This window comes from Pseudomonas sp. IT-93MI4 (assembly GCF_949767635.1).
Classification (GTDB): Bacteria; Pseudomonadota; Gammaproteobacteria; order Pseudomonadales; family Pseudomonadaceae; genus Aquipseudomonas; species Aquipseudomonas putida_A.
Genome location: NZ_CATKPP010000004.1, coordinates 1 through 15,832, shown reverse-complemented (window position 1 = coordinate 15,832; position 15,832 = coordinate 1). Strand labels below are relative to the sequence as shown.

15 protein-coding genes and 4 tRNA genes are annotated in these 15,832 nt (G+C 57.7%); 5 read left to right on the top strand and 14 right to left on the bottom strand.

Annotated features, from left to right (window positions below):
* Positions 1-32: 32 nt before the first annotated feature.
* The 8 genes from lon to ACM6I7_RS03320 all read right to left on the bottom strand — a co-directional run bounded on the left by lon (position 33) and on the right by ACM6I7_RS03320 (position 6,905).
* Positions 33-2,429 (bottom strand): endopeptidase La, encoded by a 2,397-nt coding sequence (gene lon, locus ACM6I7_RS03355; RefSeq protein WP_027614583.1) that lies wholly within the window; start codon positions 2,427-2,429, stop codon positions 33-35.
* A 163-nt stretch (positions 2,430-2,592) separates the two neighbouring features.
* Positions 2,593-3,876, bottom strand: coding sequence for an ATP-dependent Clp protease ATP-binding subunit ClpX (clpX, locus tag ACM6I7_RS03350; RefSeq protein ID WP_003223632.1), 1,284 nt, complete (start codon positions 3,874-3,876; stop codon positions 2,593-2,595).
* Positions 3,877-3,988: 112 nt separating this feature from the next.
* Entirely contained in the window at positions 3,989-4,624 is a 636-nt protein-coding gene (gene clpP / locus ACM6I7_RS03345; protein ID WP_007951559.1) for an ATP-dependent Clp endopeptidase proteolytic subunit ClpP, read from the bottom strand.
* 92 nt (positions 4,625-4,716) lie between these two features.
* Positions 4,717-6,027: a trigger factor gene (gene tig, locus ACM6I7_RS03340; protein WP_027614582.1), complete on the bottom strand. Its 1,311-nt coding sequence runs from the start codon at positions 6,025-6,027 to the stop codon at positions 4,717-4,719.
* Between the two features lie 398 nt (positions 6,028-6,425).
* Positions 6,426-6,501, bottom strand: a tRNA-His gene (locus ACM6I7_RS03335).
* 76 nt (positions 6,502-6,577) lie between these two features.
* Positions 6,578-6,662: transfer RNA gene (locus tag ACM6I7_RS03330), tRNA-Leu, on the bottom strand.
* Between the two features lie 58 nt (positions 6,663-6,720).
* A tRNA-His gene (locus ACM6I7_RS03325) sits at positions 6,721-6,796 on the bottom strand.
* A 32-nt stretch (positions 6,797-6,828) separates the two neighbouring features.
* Positions 6,829-6,905, bottom strand: a tRNA-Arg gene (locus tag ACM6I7_RS03320).
* Positions 6,906-7,180: 275 nt separating this feature from the next.
* On the opposite strand from ACM6I7_RS03320, the gene folD reads away from it, so the two are divergent.
* Both folD and pbpG read left to right on the top strand, forming a co-directional pair.
* Positions 7,181-8,035 carry a bifunctional methylenetetrahydrofolate dehydrogenase/methenyltetrahydrofolate cyclohydrolase FolD gene (gene folD / locus ACM6I7_RS03315; RefSeq protein ID WP_003223627.1) on the top strand — a complete coding sequence of 285 codons (855 nt, stop codon included), beginning with the start codon at positions 7,181-7,183 and terminating at the stop codon, positions 8,033-8,035.
* Between the two features lie 229 nt (positions 8,036-8,264).
* Entirely contained in the window at positions 8,265-9,203 is a 939-nt protein-coding gene (gene pbpG, locus ACM6I7_RS03310) for a D-alanyl-D-alanine endopeptidase (protein WP_414887945.1), read from the top strand.
* A 147-nt stretch (positions 9,204-9,350) separates the two neighbouring features.
* On the opposite strand, the gene ACM6I7_RS03305 is transcribed toward pbpG, so the two are convergent.
* From ACM6I7_RS03305 to ACM6I7_RS03295, 3 genes are all read right to left on the bottom strand, one after another.
* Positions 9,351-9,545, bottom strand: coding sequence for a hypothetical protein (locus ACM6I7_RS03305; RefSeq protein ID WP_414887944.1), 195 nt, complete (start codon positions 9,543-9,545; stop codon positions 9,351-9,353).
* Between the two features lie 12 nt (positions 9,546-9,557).
* Positions 9,558-9,764 (bottom strand): DUF6021 family protein, encoded by a 207-nt coding sequence (locus ACM6I7_RS03300; RefSeq protein ID WP_047597456.1) that lies wholly within the window; start codon positions 9,762-9,764, stop codon positions 9,558-9,560.
* An 89-nt stretch (positions 9,765-9,853) separates the two neighbouring features.
* Positions 9,854-10,525 (bottom strand): peptidase C39 family protein, encoded by a 672-nt coding sequence (locus tag ACM6I7_RS03295; protein ID WP_336840900.1) that lies wholly within the window; start codon positions 10,523-10,525, stop codon positions 9,854-9,856.
* A gap of 244 nt (positions 10,526-10,769) precedes the next feature.
* On the opposite strand from ACM6I7_RS03295, the gene ACM6I7_RS03290 reads away from it, so the two are divergent.
* The gene (locus ACM6I7_RS03290; protein ID WP_179353273.1) at positions 10,770-10,925 is read left to right on the top strand and encodes a hypothetical protein; all 156 of its coding nucleotides are present in this window, start codon (positions 10,770-10,772) and stop codon (positions 10,923-10,925) included.
* 88 nt (positions 10,926-11,013) lie between these two features.
* Here ACM6I7_RS03290 and ACM6I7_RS03285 read toward each other — a convergent pair whose 3' ends face one another.
* Both ACM6I7_RS03285 and ACM6I7_RS03280 read right to left on the bottom strand, forming a co-directional pair.
* A complete protein-coding gene (locus ACM6I7_RS03285) occupies positions 11,014-11,763 on the bottom strand; it encodes a TerC family protein (RefSeq protein WP_027613902.1) in 750 nt (249 codons plus the stop codon).
* Positions 11,764-11,792: 29 nt separating this feature from the next.
* Positions 11,793-12,035 (bottom strand): hypothetical protein, encoded by a 243-nt coding sequence (locus ACM6I7_RS03280; protein ID WP_007965379.1) that lies wholly within the window; start codon positions 12,033-12,035, stop codon positions 11,793-11,795.
* 153 nt (positions 12,036-12,188) lie between these two features.
* Here ACM6I7_RS03280 and nhaR point away from each other — a divergent pair, with 153 nt between their 5' ends.
* Positions 12,189-13,088: a transcriptional activator NhaR gene (gene nhaR / locus ACM6I7_RS03275; RefSeq protein WP_097087795.1), complete on the top strand. Its 900-nt coding sequence runs from the start codon at positions 12,189-12,191 to the stop codon at positions 13,086-13,088.
* Here nhaR and ACM6I7_RS03270 read toward each other — a convergent pair.
* Complete coding sequence (locus ACM6I7_RS03270; RefSeq protein WP_115990233.1) at positions 13,083-14,246, bottom strand: MFS transporter; 1,164 nt, start codon at positions 14,244-14,246, stop codon at positions 13,083-13,085. The two genes, nhaR and ACM6I7_RS03270, sit on opposite strands and share 6 nt — an antisense overlap.
* A gap of 337 nt (positions 14,247-14,583) precedes the next feature.
* Here ACM6I7_RS03270 and sstT point away from each other — a divergent pair, with 337 nt between their 5' ends.
* On the top strand, positions 14,584-15,816 hold the full coding sequence (sstT, locus tag ACM6I7_RS03265) for a serine/threonine transporter SstT (protein WP_096795703.1): 1,233 nt from the start codon (positions 14,584-14,586) through the stop codon (positions 15,814-15,816).
* Positions 15,817-15,832 lie beyond the last annotated feature (16 nt).

Here is a 15,832-nt window from a genome sequence, read left to right as displayed (position 1 = left end):
GCTGTCAAGGAAGCCCCCCAGGCAAAAACGTATTAATGCGTGCTAATTCTTTCCTTTGAATCAGACTCACGTTTTTCGTCCTTGGAAACTATCTCCGGAGCCACATCCGGCAAGGGCTCCGGCGCGTATTGCAGCGCAATTTGCAGGACCTCGTCAATCCATTTAACCGGTTTAATCTGCAGATCCTGCTTGATATTGTCAGGAATCTCCTTCAGATCGCGCACGTTCTCTTCCGGAATAATCACAATCTTGATTCCGCCACGGTGAGCCGCGAGCAGTTTTTCCTTCAGACCACCAATCGCCAACACTTGGCCACGCAGGGTAATTTCGCCGGTCATGGCGACATCGGCGCGCACCGGAATCCCGGTCAAGGCCGACACCAGTGCCGTGCACATACCCACACCCGCGCTAGGACCGTCCTTCGGGGTCGCCCCTTCCGGCATGTGAATGTGCGTGTCGCGCTTCTCATGGAAGTCCAGCGGAATGCCCAGGCTTTTGGCACGGCTGCGCACAACGGTCAGCGCCGCAGTGATCGATTCGACCATTACATCGCCAAGCGAACCGGTCTTGATCAGTTGACCTTTACCCGGCACCACAGCCGCTTCGATGGTCAGCAATTCGCCGCCCACCTGCGTCCACGCCAGGCCAGTCACCTGACCGATCTGATCCTGTTGCTCTGCCAGACCGTAGCGGAATTTACGCACACCGAGGAAATGCTCCAGCAGGTCAGCTGTCACTTTTACCGAGAAGCGTTTTTCCAGCGCATGTTCTTTCACAGCCTTGCGGCAGACTTTGGCGATCTGACGTTCGAGGCCACGCACACCGGCTTCACGGGTGTAGTAACGGATGATGTCGCGGATCGCTTCCTCGTCGAATTCCAGCTCACCCTTCTTCAGACCATTAGCGGCAATCTGCTTGGGCGACAGGTACTTTACGGCAATGTTGATCTTTTCGTCTTCGGTGTAGCCCGGCAGACGAATGACTTCCATCCGGTCCAGCAGTGCCGGCGGGATGTTCATCGAGTTCGAGGTGCACAGGAACATCACATCGGACAGGTCGTAATCGACTTCCAGATAGTGATCGTTGAAGTTGTGGTTCTGCTCCGGATCGAGCACTTCCAGCAACGCCGACGCCGGGTCGCCACGCATATCGCTGCCCATTTTGTCGATTTCATCGAGCAGGAACAGCGGGTTGCGTACACCCACTTTTGTCATCTTTTGAATCAATCTTCCCGGCATCGAACCGATGTAAGTCCGGCGGTGGCCACGAATTTCCGCCTCGTCACGCACGCCACCCAGGGCCATGCGCACGAATTTACGGTTGGTGGCGTGGGCAATCGACTCTGCCAGCGAGGTTTTACCCACGCCAGGAGGACCCACCAGGCACAACACCGGGCCACGGATCTTCTTCACACGCTTCTGCACGGCGAGGTATTCAAGGATGCGCTCCTTGACCTCTTCGAGACCGTAGTGATCGGCATCGAGAATGTCTTCAGCACGCGCCAGGTCGAGGCGTACCTTGCTTTGCGCCTTCCACGGCACCTGCACCAGCCAGTCGATGTAGGAGCGCACCACGGTGGCTTCAGCGGACATCGGCGACATCTGCTTGAGCTTGTTCAGTTCGGCGGTGGCCTTGGCCAGGGCATCTTTCGGCAGGCCGGCGGCATCGATGCGCTTTTTCAGCTCTTCGATTTCATTGTGACCTTCGTCACCGTCGCCCAGCTCTTTCTGAATGGCCTTCATCTGCTCATTCAGGTAGTACTCGCGCTGGCTGCGCTCCATTTGCTTTTTGACGCGGCCGCGAATGCGTTTTTCAACTTGCAGCAGATCGATCTCGGCATCCAGCAAGGCGAGCACGTGCTCGACCCGGGCCGACAGATCGATGATTTCGAGGATTTCCTGCTTCTGCTCGATCTTCAGCGCCATGTGCGCGGCCATGGTGTCGACCAGACGACCCGGCTCATCAATGCTGTTGAGCGACGACAGGACTTCAGCCGGGACCTTCTTGCCCAACTGCACGTATTGTTCGAACTGCGACAGCAGGCTGCGCACGAACACTTCGGATTCGCGCTCGGCGGCGTCGACTTCGTCGATCAGCGAGACTTCGGCGCGGCAATGCCCGTCGACTTCGCTGAAGCGCTCTACAGCACCGCGCTGCTCACCTTCGACCAGAACCTTGACGGTGCCGTCCGGCAGCTTCAGCAGCTGCAACACAGTGGCGATAGTACCTACGCGATAGAGAGCTTCTTCACCGGGATCATCGTCAGCCGGGTTTCTCTGGGCCAGCAGCAGGATCTGCTTGTCGCCCGTCATCGCGGCCTCGAGGGCTTCGATGGATTTCTCGCGCCCCACGAACAGCGGGATAACCATGTGCGGATACACCACGACATCACGCAATGGCAGGAGAGGCAATTCGATGGTTGTCTTCATGATTTCGCCTCTACGGCGGCCATATGGCCGTAATCAGATGGAATTAAACTTGAAACCAAGATGGGGGCTGCCTTGAAAAAAAACAAGCGCAAAGCAGATGTAAAAAACGACATAAAAAAAAAGAGGCCCGAAGGCCCCTTCTTTGTTCCGGCAGTGTGGACGCTTACGCGTCCGGCGCTGCCTTGGCCGTCGGCTCACTGTTTTCGTAGATATACAGTGGCTTGGACTTGCCTTCAATCACGCTTTCATCGATGACGACTTTGCTCACTTCAGACTGCGAAGGGATTTCGTACATCGTGTCGAGCAGCACACCTTCGAGAATCGAACGCAGGCCACGGGCACCGGTTTTACGTTCCAGGGCACGCTTGGCGACCGACTTCAGTGCGTCGGTCCGGAACTCCAGATCCACGCCTTCCATCTCGAACAGCTTGGCATACTGTTTGGTCAGAGCATTTTTCGGCTCGGTGAGGATCTGCATCAACGCAGCCTCGTCGAGCTCGTCCAGCGTCGCAAGAACCGGCAGACGACCGACGAATTCCGGGATCAGACCGAACTTGACCAGATCGTCAGGCTCGACTTCACGCAGGGATTCACCGACTTTCTTGCCTTCTTCCTTGCTGCGCACTTCTGCGTTGAAACCGATGCCGCCTTTGGTGGAACGGTTTTGGATAACCTTTTCCAGACCAGAGAACGCACCACCGCAGATGAACAGGATGTTACGGGTGTCGACCTGCAGGAATTCCTGCTGCGGATGCTTGCGACCACCTTGCGGCGGAACGGAAGCGACCGTACCTTCGATCAACTTGAGCAAGGCCTGCTGCACGCCTTCACCGGAAACATCGCGGGTGATCGACGGGTTGTCGGACTTGCGGGAAATCTTGTCGATTTCGTCGATATAGACAATGCCCATCTGGGCCTTTTCCACGTCGTAATCGCACTTTTGCAGCAATTTCTGAATGATGTTCTCGACATCTTCACCTACGTAACCGGCCTCGGTGAGGGTGGTTGCGTCAGCGATGGTGAACGGAACGTTCAGCAGGCGGGCCAGTGTTTCGGCCAGCAGGGTTTTACCGGAGCCTGTCGGGCCGATCAGCAGGATGTTGCTCTTGCCGAGTTCGACGTCGTCAGCCTTCTTGTCACGCTGATTCAGGCGCTTGTAGTGGTTGTACACCGCTACGGCCAGAACCTTTTTCGCACGCTCCTGACCGATTACATACTGGTCAAGGATGCCGCTGATTTCTTTAGGCGAAGGCAATTTATGCGCGCTGCTTTCGGCCTGTGCTTCCTGCACCTCCTCGCGGATGATGTCATTGCACAGGTCGACGCACTCGTCGCAGATAAAGACCGAGGGGCCGGCAATCAATTTGCGCACTTCATGCTGGCTTTTGCCACAGAAGGAGCAATAGAGCAGCTTGCCGTTGTCCTCGCCGTTGCGGGTGTCAGTCATTCGTTCGATCCAAATCCGATAGGCTTGCAACACAAGATGAAGGCTATTGCGGGCTTTTTCAAGCCCGCTGGTGGTCGGATCTGCCGACCCACCTTATTTTGAGCTGCTTATTTTACGCAGGACGCTGGTTGATGACTTCGTCGATCAGGCCGTATTCCTTCGCAGCTTCTGCACTCATGAAGTTGTCGCGGTTGGTGTCACGCTCGATTTCTTCAAGCGTACGACCGCTGTGCTTGGCCATCAGCGTGTTCAGACGCTCGCGAATGAAGAGGATTTCCTTGGCATGGATTTCGATATCCGAGGCCTGGCCCTGGAAACCGCCCAGTGGCTGGTGAATCATCACACGCGAGTTCGGCAGGCAGAAACGCTTGCCTGGAGCACCAGCCGTCAGCAGGAATGCACCCATGCTGCACGCCTGACCAATGCAGGTCGTCGAGACGTTTGGCTTGATGAACTGCATGGTGTCGTAGATCGACATGCCCGCTGTCACCGAACCGCCCGGGGAGTTGATATAGAGATGGATGTCCTTGTCCGGGTTTTCCGCTTCAAGGAACAGCAATTGCGCACAGATCAGGTTGGCCATGTAGTCCTCTACAGGACCCACCAGGAAAATTACGCGCTCCTTCAGAAGGCGCGAGTAGATGTCATAGGCGCGCTCGCCACGAGCAGATTGCTCGACAACCATCGGGACCAGGCCGCCGGCGGCCTGGATATCAGAGTTCTGCTGAATATACGAATTACGGAACATGCTCTGCAGTCACTCCCAAATAGTTATGTCTTGAATACGCATAAGCCAGCTCGAAGGCTGGCTTATGTGTGTACTTCTTAACGCAAAAACAATCAGTCGGCTTTTGGAGCTTCTACCGGCTTGACCGCTTCTTCGTAAGAGACCGATTTGTCGGTCACGCTAGCTTTCTGCAGAACAGTATCCACAACTTGTTCTTCCAGCACAACCGAACGAACTTCGTTCAGTTGCTGCTCGTTCTTGTAGTACCAGGACACGACCTGCTCAGGTTCCTGGTAAGCCGAAGCCATTTCCTGAATCATTTCGCGAACGCGGGCTTCGTCAGGCTTCAGGTCGAATTGCTTGACCACTTCGGCCACGATCAGACCCAGCACTACACGGCGCTTGGCTTGCTCTTCGAACAGCTCGGCCGGCAGTTGGTCAGGCTTGATGTTGCCACCGAACTGCTGAACAGCCTGCACACGCAGACGGTCAACTTCGTTGGACAGCAGAGCCTTCGGCACTTCGATCGGGTTGGTGGCCAGCAGACCGTCCATTACCTGATTTTTCACCTTGGACTTGATGGCCTGACGCAGCTCACGCTCCATGTTCTTGCGAACTTCGGTGCGGAAACCGTCGATGCCGCTTTCCTTGATGCCGAATTGAGCGAAGAACTCTTCGTTCAGCTCTGGCAGCTTCGGCTCGGACACGGTGTTTACAGTCACGGTGAACTCGGCGGTTTTGCCGGCCAGGTCCAGGTTCTGATAGTCCTCAGGGAAGGTCAGGTTCAGAACGCGCTCTTCGCCCGCTTTAGCGCCCACCAGGCCTTCTTCGAAGCCCGGGATCATGCGACCGGAACCCAGCACCAGTTGAGTGCCTTTGGCCGAGCCGCCAGCGAAGGCTTCGCCGTCAACCTTGCCAACGAAATCAATGTTCAGCTGGTCTTCGTTCTGAGCAGCACGATCGGCCACTTCAAAACGGGTGTTCTGCTTGCGCAGGATGTCCAGCATCTTGTCCAGATCGGCGTCAGCCACTTCAGCGCTCAGACGCTCGACAGTGATGCCGTCGAAACCGGCAACGGTGAACTCAGGGAACACTTCGAATACGGCAACGTATTCCAGGTCTTTGCCAGCTTCCAGCGACTTCGGCTCGATCGAAGGCGAACCGGCAGGGTTCAGCTTCTGCTCAACCACGGCTTCGTAGAAGGAGGACTGGATGACATCACCAACAGCTTCCTGACGAGCGTCAGCACCGAAACGGCGCTTGATTTCGCTCATTGGCACTTTGCCTGGACGGAAGCCAGCAATCTTGGCCTTTTGGGCAGTCTGCTGCAGACGCTTGTTGACCTGGCTCTCAATGCGCTCAGCCGGCACGGTGACGCTCATGCGGCGCTCAAGAGCAGTAGTATTTTCAACAGAAACTTGCATGGATATTCCTCGTTGCACAGACGTTAGCCGGCCGTTTCCGACCCCAGAATCAAGGGCATGCATTCTAGTGGGTCAAACTCAAGAAGTCACCCTACTGAAAACGGGTAAAAAAACAGCAGGCCATTTATAGGTGTGAATGCAGCAATGCACTCCACCTCGAAGACGAATAAAGACCATCACGCCAAGGCTCTGCTTCAACCGCTTCTATATATAGAAGAGACTGCGAGCCATCTCCCTGACGGCTGATCCCGCGAACATGGCCGGCGGTCGGCACGCTGACAGCAAGCCCCTGAACACGACGAAACGCCCTGCCCTTCGACCCGAAACGCTGCGCGACAAACCACCAGCCGTAAAACAAAAAAGGCGCCAGACTGTTAAATCTGGCGCCTTTCGAAATATGGGGTGGACGATGGGGATCGAACCCACGACAACGGGAGTCACAATCCCGTGCTCTACCAACTGAGCTACGCCCACCATATTGCGTCACAAAAAAGCCATTCAACTTCTTTGCTGAACTTCATCAGGCCTGCGGCATGAATGAAGCTTTAATTGGTGCGGATGAAGAGACTCGAACTCTTACGCCTCGCGGCGCTGGAACCTAAATCCAGTGTGTCTACCAATTCCACCACATCCGCAGATGAAGCTTTTTAAAGCAAAGGCGCCAGATTGTTACACCTGGCGCCTTTCGAAATATGGGGTGGACGATGGGGATCGAACCCACGACAACGGGAGTCACAATCCCGTGCTCTACCAACTGAGCTACGCCCACCATATCGCGCTACTTGTGCCAAAGCTGCCTAATGGCGCACCCGGCAGGACTCGAACCTGCGACCATCCGCTTAGAAGGCGGATGCTCTATCCAGCTGAGCTACGGGCGCCTTATTAATCTGTACTCTTGGAGGACTACAAACTAAATGCTTTCCAGCTTCGCAGAACGCTAATTCCGCTCAACCTTCTTAACCAGTGCTAGGCTGTGCCCGACAAGTGCGACGAATAGTATAGAGCGCTCCCAAGGTCGTCAAATCCTTTTTGAAAAAAATTCATTTAATTAAAGGAGTTAGGGGAATTTGCTGACCAAGCGCCTTTGCCCTCACCGTCTGACATGCGAGAATGCGTTCTCTTTTTTTCCCCTCTCGATGGTTAATCACGCGCAATGACTGCACAACTAATCGACGGCAAATCGATCGCCGCCAGCCTGCGCCAGCAGATCGCCCAACGAGTTGCCGAGCGTCGCCAGCAAGGCCTGCGCACTCCCGGCCTCGCGGTGATCCTGGTCGGCAGCGATCCTGCCTCTCAGGTTTATGTCTCGCACAAGCGTAAAGACTGTGAAGAGGTCGGCTTCCTCTCTCAAGCCTACGACCTGCCTTCCGAAACCACTCAAGAAGCGCTGACCGATCTGATTGATCGCCTCAACGACGACCCGGCCATCGACGGCGTGCTGCTGCAACTGCCGCTGCCCGAGCACCTGGACGCCTCCAAACTGCTGGAGCGCATTCGCCCGGACAAAGACGTCGATGGCTTCCATCCTTATAACGTCGGCCGCCTGGCCCAGCGCATTCCGCTGCTGCGTCCGTGCACACCAAAGGGCATCATGACCTTGCTGGAAAGCACCGGCGTTGACCTTTATGGTCTGGATGCGGTGGTGGTGGGTGCGTCGAACATCGTCGGCCGCCCGATGGCGATGGAACTGCTGCTGGCCGGTTGCACCGTGACCGTCACCCACCGCTTCACCAAGGACCTGGCCGGCCACGTCGGTCGCGCTGATCTGGTGGTGGTCGCCGCCGGCAAGCCGGGACTGGTCAAGGGTGAGTGGATCAAGGAAGGCGCGATCGTGATCGACGTCGGCATCAACCGTCAGGACGACGGCAAGCTGGTCGGTGACGTGGTGTATGAAACCGCCCTGCCCCGCGCTGGCTGGATCACTCCGGTCCCCGGCGGCGTTGGCCCGATGACCCGTGCTTGCCTGCTGGAAAACACCCTCTACGCGGCAGAAACCCTGCACGCCTGAGGCGTTTTTGCGCGGTAAAAGAACCCCGCCTTGTGCGGGGTTTTTCGTATCTGAGAAAAAACACTAACCGTTCGCCGGAAACCCCTCTTTTCACAGGCCTTTTCACGAGATTTTCAGGTCATTCAAACAACCATCGACAGATCTTCAGCCATACTCCTAGAATGCGACGCTTTGAAGAAATAACCCGTTACAAACTAACGGAATATCCAACCTTTATGAGTTCGCCCGCGTGAAAATTCGTCTTTCGATCCTGAGCCTGGTTTTTGCTTTTTCAGGCACATTCGTCACGCCAACGGTCAACGCCGCAGAAACTACCGCCGCGCCACGCGACGCTTCACAACTGAAGATCGCCTCCGGCAGCGCCCTGCTTATGGATTTGCAGACCAATAAAGTCATCTATTCGAGCAACCCGGATGTGATCGTACCGATCGCCTCGGTGAGCAAGCTGATGACCGGACTGGTGGTGGTTGAAGCGCACCAGAACATGGACGAATGGATCGACGTCGACATCAGCCACACGCCGGAAATGAAAGGCGTGTTCTCCCGAGTCAAACTGAAGAGCGAACTGCCGCGTCGCGAGATGCTGCTGATTGCCCTGATGTCTTCGGAGAACCGTGCGGCCGCCAGCCTCGCGCATCACTATCCAGGCGGTTACGCCGCGTTCATCGCCGCAATGAACGCCAAGGCCAAAGCGCTGGGCATGACCAATACGCACTATGTCGAGCCGACCGGGCTGTCGGAACGCAACGTGTCCACCGCCCGCGACTTGAGCAAACTGCTGGTCGCCGCGAGCAAGCATCCGATCCTCAGCGAGCTGACCACTACCAAGGAAAAAACCGTATCGTTCCGCAAACCCAATTACACCCTGGGTTTCCGCAACACCGATCACCTGGTGAACAAGGCTGACTGGGACATCAAGATCACCAAAACCGGCTTTACCAACCCGGCGGGTCATTGCCTGGTGCTGGTGACGCGGATGAGCAATCGTCCGGTCGCCCTGGTGATTCTCGATGCGTTCGGCAAGTACACGCATTTTGCCGATGCCAGTCGTATCCGCAGCTGGATGGAAACCGGTCGTAGCGCCAGCGTTCCGGCAGTTGCGCAGCAATACAAGGCCGAAAAGAACCTCAAGGCGCGCCAGAGCGGCGTGGTCGAAGCCTCCAAGTAACCAGAAATATCCAACTGTGGCGAGGGAGCTTGCTCCCGCTGGGGCGCGTAGCGAACCTTTTTTAACCAGAAAGGCCTGCTGCGCAGTCCAGCGGGAGCAAGCTCCCTCACCACAGAGGTATTCAGCCAGTGGTTAAATACCCGTTATTCAATCATTGGGTAACGGCATTTTGTCGTCGTCCGGAATGCCGTCACCAGCGCTCGGATCTGGCGTCAGCACATTAGGTCGCGCCAGCGGATCGCGCAGCGGGCTGTCCGGATCCAGCACAGGGTCCACGTCGTCCTCAGGCGTGGTCGGCACGCTGTCCGGTTTTTTATCGTCGAAGGTGGAATCGGTACTCATACGCACCTCACTTCAAGGTTTGAGATCGGCCAACGGATCATAAGGTTTGGCTGGCCGCTGACTGTCGTCGTCCGGTTGCACGTCTCGCGGCGCCTTGGCGGGGCCGACCGGATCAACTTGCGGATCGTCGAGATCCGGTGAATCCGGATCGAAACCCAGATCATGACCGGACGAATGCTCGCTTGAGTGTGGGCCTTTCGGGGATGGGGAATCTGCCATGCTCGCCTCCTGATTCACCCGCACATTCGGGCTCTATCAGTGAGAGGCCTGCCGGGCGTGAGGGTGCCCGGCAGATGACGAACGGAGCCTTAATGTGCGGCCAAGGCCTGTCTGGCTTGCGCCGCTTCACGTTCCTGCCCGGCCTGCGCCAGCTCGTCCGCGGCCTTGAGCCAGCGCTGGCGGTCGACTTCGGCAGGAATCTGCGACGGTTTCTGGATCAGTACCGCCCAAGCGCCGGATTTTTCGAAGGCGGATTCAAAGGAGCTGAAACTCATCAGTTCGCGGCGATTCATCCCGGCGCGCAACAACACCTTCTGTTTCAGCCGGTCGTAACCGGAAAGGATCGCGTAACGCGGTTCGGCCCAGAACGCCGAGCCTTCACTGAAGCGCACCATTACCGGATAACCTGCCGCGACCTGGGTCAACAGGGCAGGCAAATTCTTGTCCAGCGGATAGACCACCATGCCGTAATCGCGAGCCAGGCTCTGCAGATTCTGCTGTAACTGCTCTTGTGCATCCGGCAGATGCAACGGTTTTTCCAGCAGGCCCGGGGTGATCATGATGCCTTGCTGCGACAACAGGCTGGCCAGCACTTGCGGACCACTTTGATTGGCTTCGCCGCGATAGAACGTGCCGCTGAGTTCGACCCGTTCCGGCAGACGCTTGACCTGCGGCGCGACACTGCCCGCACACCCGGCCAACACCGCCGCGCAACCGGCCACCAGCAACGCCCCTCGCAATCGAGAAAATACCTGCACCATCATCACTCTCGTCAGACGCCGGTCATCGTGTTCCGGCAACGCCTGCGATCATAGGGCGGCGCAGGCCTGCGGTATAGCCTTAAACCGCAGACCGATCGTTTGCATAGAGCGAACTGATTGGTCATCACCGACCTTTGGTCAATAGTCTGAAACACCCCATTGTCTAGACTGTCACTGAAACAGAGCGAATTGAAAAAGTGAGTGCCCGACGCAGGGCAAAGAGGAGGCACTGATGAGCCTGACCATGACTATCGTAATGCTGATCGCCGGCTGGCTGGCCGTGGCCACTGCCATGTTGTGGGGCGTGCTGCGGATTTCGCGGCGCCACCATCACCCGCAGCCACCTGTGGCGGTCGAAAAACCGCAAAAGCACAACGCACGGCACGCGACCGCACATTGATACTGCAAACGTTGATACTGCAAACGTTCCGCCCATAAAAAAGCCCCCTGAACGCTTGGCGCTCAGGGGGCTTTTGGCTGGTCAGCGCTTACGCCTGCTGCGCCAGTTTCTTCTGCTTCGCCCGGCGCGACATCATGTTCAGCACCTCAATCGCTGCCGAGAACGCCATGGCCGCGTACACATAACCTTTCGGTACGTGGGCGCCGAAGCCTTCGGCGATCAGCGTCATGCCGATCATGATCAGGAAGCCCAGCGCCAGCATCACCACCGTCGGGTTGTCATTGATGAACTTGGCCAGCGGTTCAGCCGCAAACAGCATCACCATTACCGAGACCACCACTGCGATCACCATGATCGGCAAGTGCTCAGTCATGCCCACCGCGGTAATGATGCTGTCGATCGAGAACACCATGTCCAGCATCAGGATCTGACCGATCGCGGCAGCGAAGCCCAGGGTCACGGTCGATGTCGCGCTTTTCGGGTCTTCCGGCGCCGGGTCCATGCTGTGATGGATCTCGGTTGTGGCTTTCCACACCAGGAACAGACCACCGGCAATCAGGATCATGTCCTTCCAGGAGAACGCCTGGCCCATGATTTCGATCACGGGGGCAGTCAACTGCACAATGAAGGCGATGGTGCTCAACAGAGCCAGACGCAGAATCAGCGCCATGCCGATACCGATGCGCCGCGCCTTCTGCCGATGCTGCACGGGCAGTTTGTTGGTCAGGATCGAAATAAAGATCAGGTTATCGATGCCGAGCACGATTTCCATCACCACCAGTGTGGCCAAAGCAACCCAGGCGGCGGGGCTGGCGGCGAGTTCTAACAGATATTCCATGGGTCAGTCCTGACTCTGTGTAAGACGGTTTAGATGGTCTTGGAGGAAGATTCGGATTTTTCCGCGTCTTTTTCCGGTGTTTCTTTTTTCTCGATCAGGCCGCCGGTGGCGTCGCTGAGCGCTTGTTCAGCAGCCTTGTGCGTATCGTCGATCGCCTGTTTGGCGCTTTCGGCGGCCTTGCCCATCAACTGCTGGGCGCTTTTCTCGGCCTGATCGCAACCGGCCATAAGCAGTAAAGACGTAAACATCAACGCTGGAATTGTGTATTTCATGGGACTTCCTTCGAATGAACAGACAGGGTCACAGACCGCCCGTCGATGGCTGGGCATTCTAGGGAGACAAACACTTCAGTAAAATTCGTATTTTTAGCGGCTATACTTCGGTTTTTACGAATCCAGCACCTTCAAAACAGAGGTCGTGGCTCGATGCTCAACTACCGACAACTGCATTACTTCTGGGTGGTCGCCAAAACCGGCAGCATCGTGCGTGCCTGCGAGCAGCTTAACCTCACGCCACAAACCATCAGCGGGCAGATTTCGCTGCTCGAACAAACCTACGGCATCGAACTGTTTCAACGGGTCGGCCGCCAACTGGAGCTGACCGAAGCCGGACGCCAAGCCCTGCCCTACGCCGAGCAGATGTTTCAGTTAGGCGGCGAACTGGAGTTGATGCTACGTGCCCAGCCCAACGAACAGCAGATCCTGTTTCGCGTCGGCGTGGCGGATGTGGTGCCCAAATCCATCGTCTACCGCCTGATCGCGCCGACCATGGAACTGCACGAGCCACTGCGCATCACCTGCCGCGAAGACAAACTCGAACGCCTGCTGGCGGATCTGGCCATCCAGCGCCTGGATCTGGTGATTTCCGACAGCCCGATGCCGTCGCACCTCGACATCAAGGGCTACAGCCAGAAGCTCGGCGAATGCGGGATCAGTTTCTTCGCCACCACGAAGTTGGCAGCGCAATACGGGCAGGATTTCCCGCGCAGCCTCAACGGCGCACCGCTGTTGATCCCAGGCGCGGAAACCGTGGTGCGCAGCCGTTTGCAGCGCTGGTTTGCCGAGCAACAGATCCAGCCGCGAATCGTCGGGGAGTTCGATGACAGCGCCCTGATGCAGGCCTTCGGCCAATCGGGCAGCGGGATTTTCATCGGCCCGAGCGTGATTGCCGATGAAGTCAAACGCCAGTACGGCGTCGAGGAGATTGGCCAGACCGACGCGGTGACCGAGTCGTTCTATGCCATTTCGGTGGAGCGCAAGGTCAAGCACCCCGGCATCGTTGCGATTACCGAAGGTGCCCGACGCGAGCTGTTTACCGCGTTATGACGCCTGGACGCACGCTTCGCGCGGCTTGAGCGTCATCAACACCATGGCGAGGAACACCGACAACAGAATGAACCCGGCAGCGGCGAACCCCAGAAAGCCGAGGCCGGCACTGTCGATTACCCGACCGCCGATCATCGCGCCCAGACCAATCCCGAGGTTGGCCCCGGCGATATTCAGCGAGGCGGCAAAGGCTGGCGCTTCCGGTGCGGCCTTCATCAGGCGTACATGGCTGACCAGGAACAACGCAGCCTGGGTGATGCCCCAGATGCCCATGGCCACCGCCAGCCCCACCGTCGAGTGAATGTTCGGCACCAGCGAGACCATGCCGGCGATCATGAACGCGCAGAACAGCACAGAGGCGCCCAACGGATGACGATCCACCGCGCGACCGCCCAGTGAGTTGCCGATCAGCCCGACAGCACCGAAGCCCATCAGGCACCAGCCAACCACCGTACCGTTGAACCCGGCCAGACGCTCAAGAATGTCGGCCAGATAGGTATAAGCGGTGAACATGCCGCTGAACACCAGGATCGACAATACGACATGGCCGATCATCAGCGGGTTGCGCAGGATCTTGAACTGCGAAGCGAAACTGACCTGATGCTGGTGCAGACTGGTTTTCGGCAGGTACACAAACAGCAGCAAGGCCTTGGCGAAAGCGATCACTGCCAGAATCGCGAATGCACTGCGCCAGCCGAACGCATCGGAAATCAAGGTGCCCACCGGAATGCCGAACACCGTCGCGCAAACAATGCCGAAGCCGATCTTGGCAATCGCGCGGCCGGCGTGATCCGGGCCGACGATGTCCACTGCGGTCTCACTGGCCAAGGCCCAGAACACCGGCAGGCCGAGCGCCGGGATCAACCGAGCGATGGCCATGACCCAGATGTTCGGCGCCAGCGCCGCAACGGTGTTGGCCAGGCCGAACATGATCAAAATCGTGATGAACAACTTGCGCCGCTCGAACCGGGCGAAATACGCGGTCAAAAATGGACCGAACATCGCCACCGTGAAAGCGAATAGAGTCACCAGCAAACCGGCCTGCGGAATGGTTACCGCCAGGTCGCGGGCAATGGCCGGCAACAGGCCGACGATGACGAATTCCGTGGTCAGCACCGTGAATCCGGCGGCGGACAACAGAAGAATGGGCAACAGCATGAGCAACTCCAGCAAAACGACGACACCAGCGATGACCAAGAGGCCCGCTGGCAGACTATGAAAATGAGGATGGCGAATCTTAACAGAGTGTTTCCGGGCTGACTTGCACAAACCTGCCGACTTGCCGATCAATCCGGTGGCAGATCGTCACAGGCCTGAAGGATAACGCCTACGCTGTGATAAAGTCCGCGCCCTGAAAAACGTACACCCTATTCAGCGGCCTGTTTAACAGCGTTGATGGCGCGTCAGCCCTTTCGGTTCGTGCCGGTGACCTGCCCCCCGATGTATCACCGGTTTCACGCAACCTTGCACCCTATAAAAAATCAGAGATGCCGTTATGACCGCTTCATCCCCTTCTCTATTGCAACGCCTGAAAAACCTCAGCCTGGTCACGCAGATCCTGATCGGCCTGATTGCCGGTATCGCTCTGGCGCTGTTCGCCCCGGAAGCGGCGAAAGGCTCGGCGTTCATCGGCAAAGTGTTCGTCTCGGCGCTGAAAGCCGTGGCGCCGATTCTGGTGTTCGTGCTGGTAATGGCGTCGATCGCCAACCACAAGCACGGTCAGGAAACCCATATCCGGCCGATCCTGTTTCTGTATCTGCTCGGCACATTCGCTGCGGCGGTGGTGGCGGTGGTTGCCAGCATGGCGTTTCCCTCGCATCTGGTGCTGTCCACCGACAACGTCGCGGTGACGGCGCCGGGCGGGATCACTGAAGTCCTGCAGAGCCTGCTGTTGAGCGTGGTCGACAACCCGGTCAGCGCCCTGATGAACGCCAACTTCATCGGCATTCTGGCCTGGGCGATCGGCATGGGCGTTGCCATTCGCCACGCCGGTGACACCACCCGCGAAGTGGTTGGCGATCTGTCCAACGGCGTGACGCTGATCGTGCGCGTGGTGATTCGTTTCGCACCTCTGGGCATTTTCGGTCTGGTGGCCTCGACCCTCGCGACCTCGGGCTTCGGCGCACTGATCGGTTACGCGCACCTGCTGGGCGTACTGCTGGGCTGCATGCTGTTCGTCGCGCTGGTGATGAATCCGCTGATCGTGTTCTGGAAACTGCGCCGCAACCCGTATCCGCTGACCCTCAAGTGCCTGCGCGAAAGCGGGATCACCGCGTTCTTCACTCGCAGCTCGGCCGCGAACATTCCGGTTAACCTGGAACTGAGTAAACGCCTGGGCCTGCACGAAGACACCTACTCGGTATCGATCCCGCTGGGCGCGACCATCAACATGGCCGGCGCGGCGATCACCATCACCGTACTGACCCTGGCCGCCGTGCACACGCTGGGGATTGCCGTGGACATTCCAACCGCGATTCTGCTCAGCGTCGTCGCGGCGATCTGCGCCTGTGGCGCCTCGGGCGTGGCCGGCGGCTCGCTGCTGCTGATTCCGCTGGCGTGCAGCCTGTTCGGTATCCCGAGCGAGATTGCCATGCAGGTGGTGGCGGTCGGTTTCATCATTGGGGTGTTGCAGGACTCGGCGGAGACGGCGTTGAATTCGTCCACCGATGTGCTGTTTACCGCCGCGGCGTGCCTGGGTGAAGAGGCGAAAGCCCAGCGCACCGCATAACCCCTGTAGGAGTGAG

Bases quoted from the DNA above. Each gene is read 5' to 3' on its own strand.
- ACM6I7_RS03300 (WP_047597456.1), bottom strand. From the start codon at position 9,764: ATGGCAGATTCCCCATCCCCGAAAGGCCCACACTCAAGCGAGCATTCG.
- ACM6I7_RS03285 (WP_027613902.1), bottom strand. From the start codon at position 11,763: ATGGAATATCTGTTAGAACTCGCCGCCAGCCCCGCCGCCTGGGTTGCT.
- ACM6I7_RS03270 (WP_115990233.1), bottom strand. From the start codon at position 14,246: ATGCTGTTGCCCATTCTTCTGTTGTCCGCCGCCGGATTCACGGTGCTG.
- ACM6I7_RS03290 (WP_179353273.1), top strand. From the start codon at position 10,770: ATGACTATCGTAATGCTGATCGCCGGCTGGCTGGCCGTGGCCACTGCC.
- ACM6I7_RS03305 (WP_414887944.1), bottom strand. From the start codon at position 9,545: ATGAGTACCGATTCCACCTTCGACGATAAAAAACCGGACAGCGTGCCG.
- tig (WP_027614582.1), bottom strand. From the start codon at position 6,027: ATGCAAGTTTCTGTTGAAAATACTACTGCTCTTGAGCGCCGCATGAGC.
- clpX (WP_003223632.1), bottom strand. From the start codon at position 3,876: ATGACTGACACCCGCAACGGCGAGGACAACGGCAAGCTGCTCTATTGC.
- lon (WP_027614583.1), bottom strand. From the start codon at position 2,429: ATGAAGACAACCATCGAATTGCCTCTCCTGCCATTGCGTGATGTCGTG.
- ACM6I7_RS03280 (WP_007965379.1), bottom strand. From the start codon at position 12,035: ATGAAATACACAATTCCAGCGTTGATGTTTACGTCTTTACTGCTTATG.
- nhaR (WP_097087795.1), top strand. From the start codon at position 12,189: ATGCTCAACTACCGACAACTGCATTACTTCTGGGTGGTCGCCAAAACC.
- clpP (WP_007951559.1), bottom strand. From the start codon at position 4,624: ATGTTCCGTAATTCGTATATTCAGCAGAACTCTGATATCCAGGCCGCC.
- ACM6I7_RS03295 (WP_336840900.1), bottom strand. From the start codon at position 10,525: ATGGTGCAGGTATTTTCTCGATTGCGAGGGGCGTTGCTGGTGGCCGGT.
- sstT (WP_096795703.1), top strand. From the start codon at position 14,584: ATGACCGCTTCATCCCCTTCTCTATTGCAACGCCTGAAAAACCTCAGC.
- folD (WP_003223627.1), top strand. From the start codon at position 7,181: ATGACTGCACAACTAATCGACGGCAAATCGATCGCCGCCAGCCTGCGC.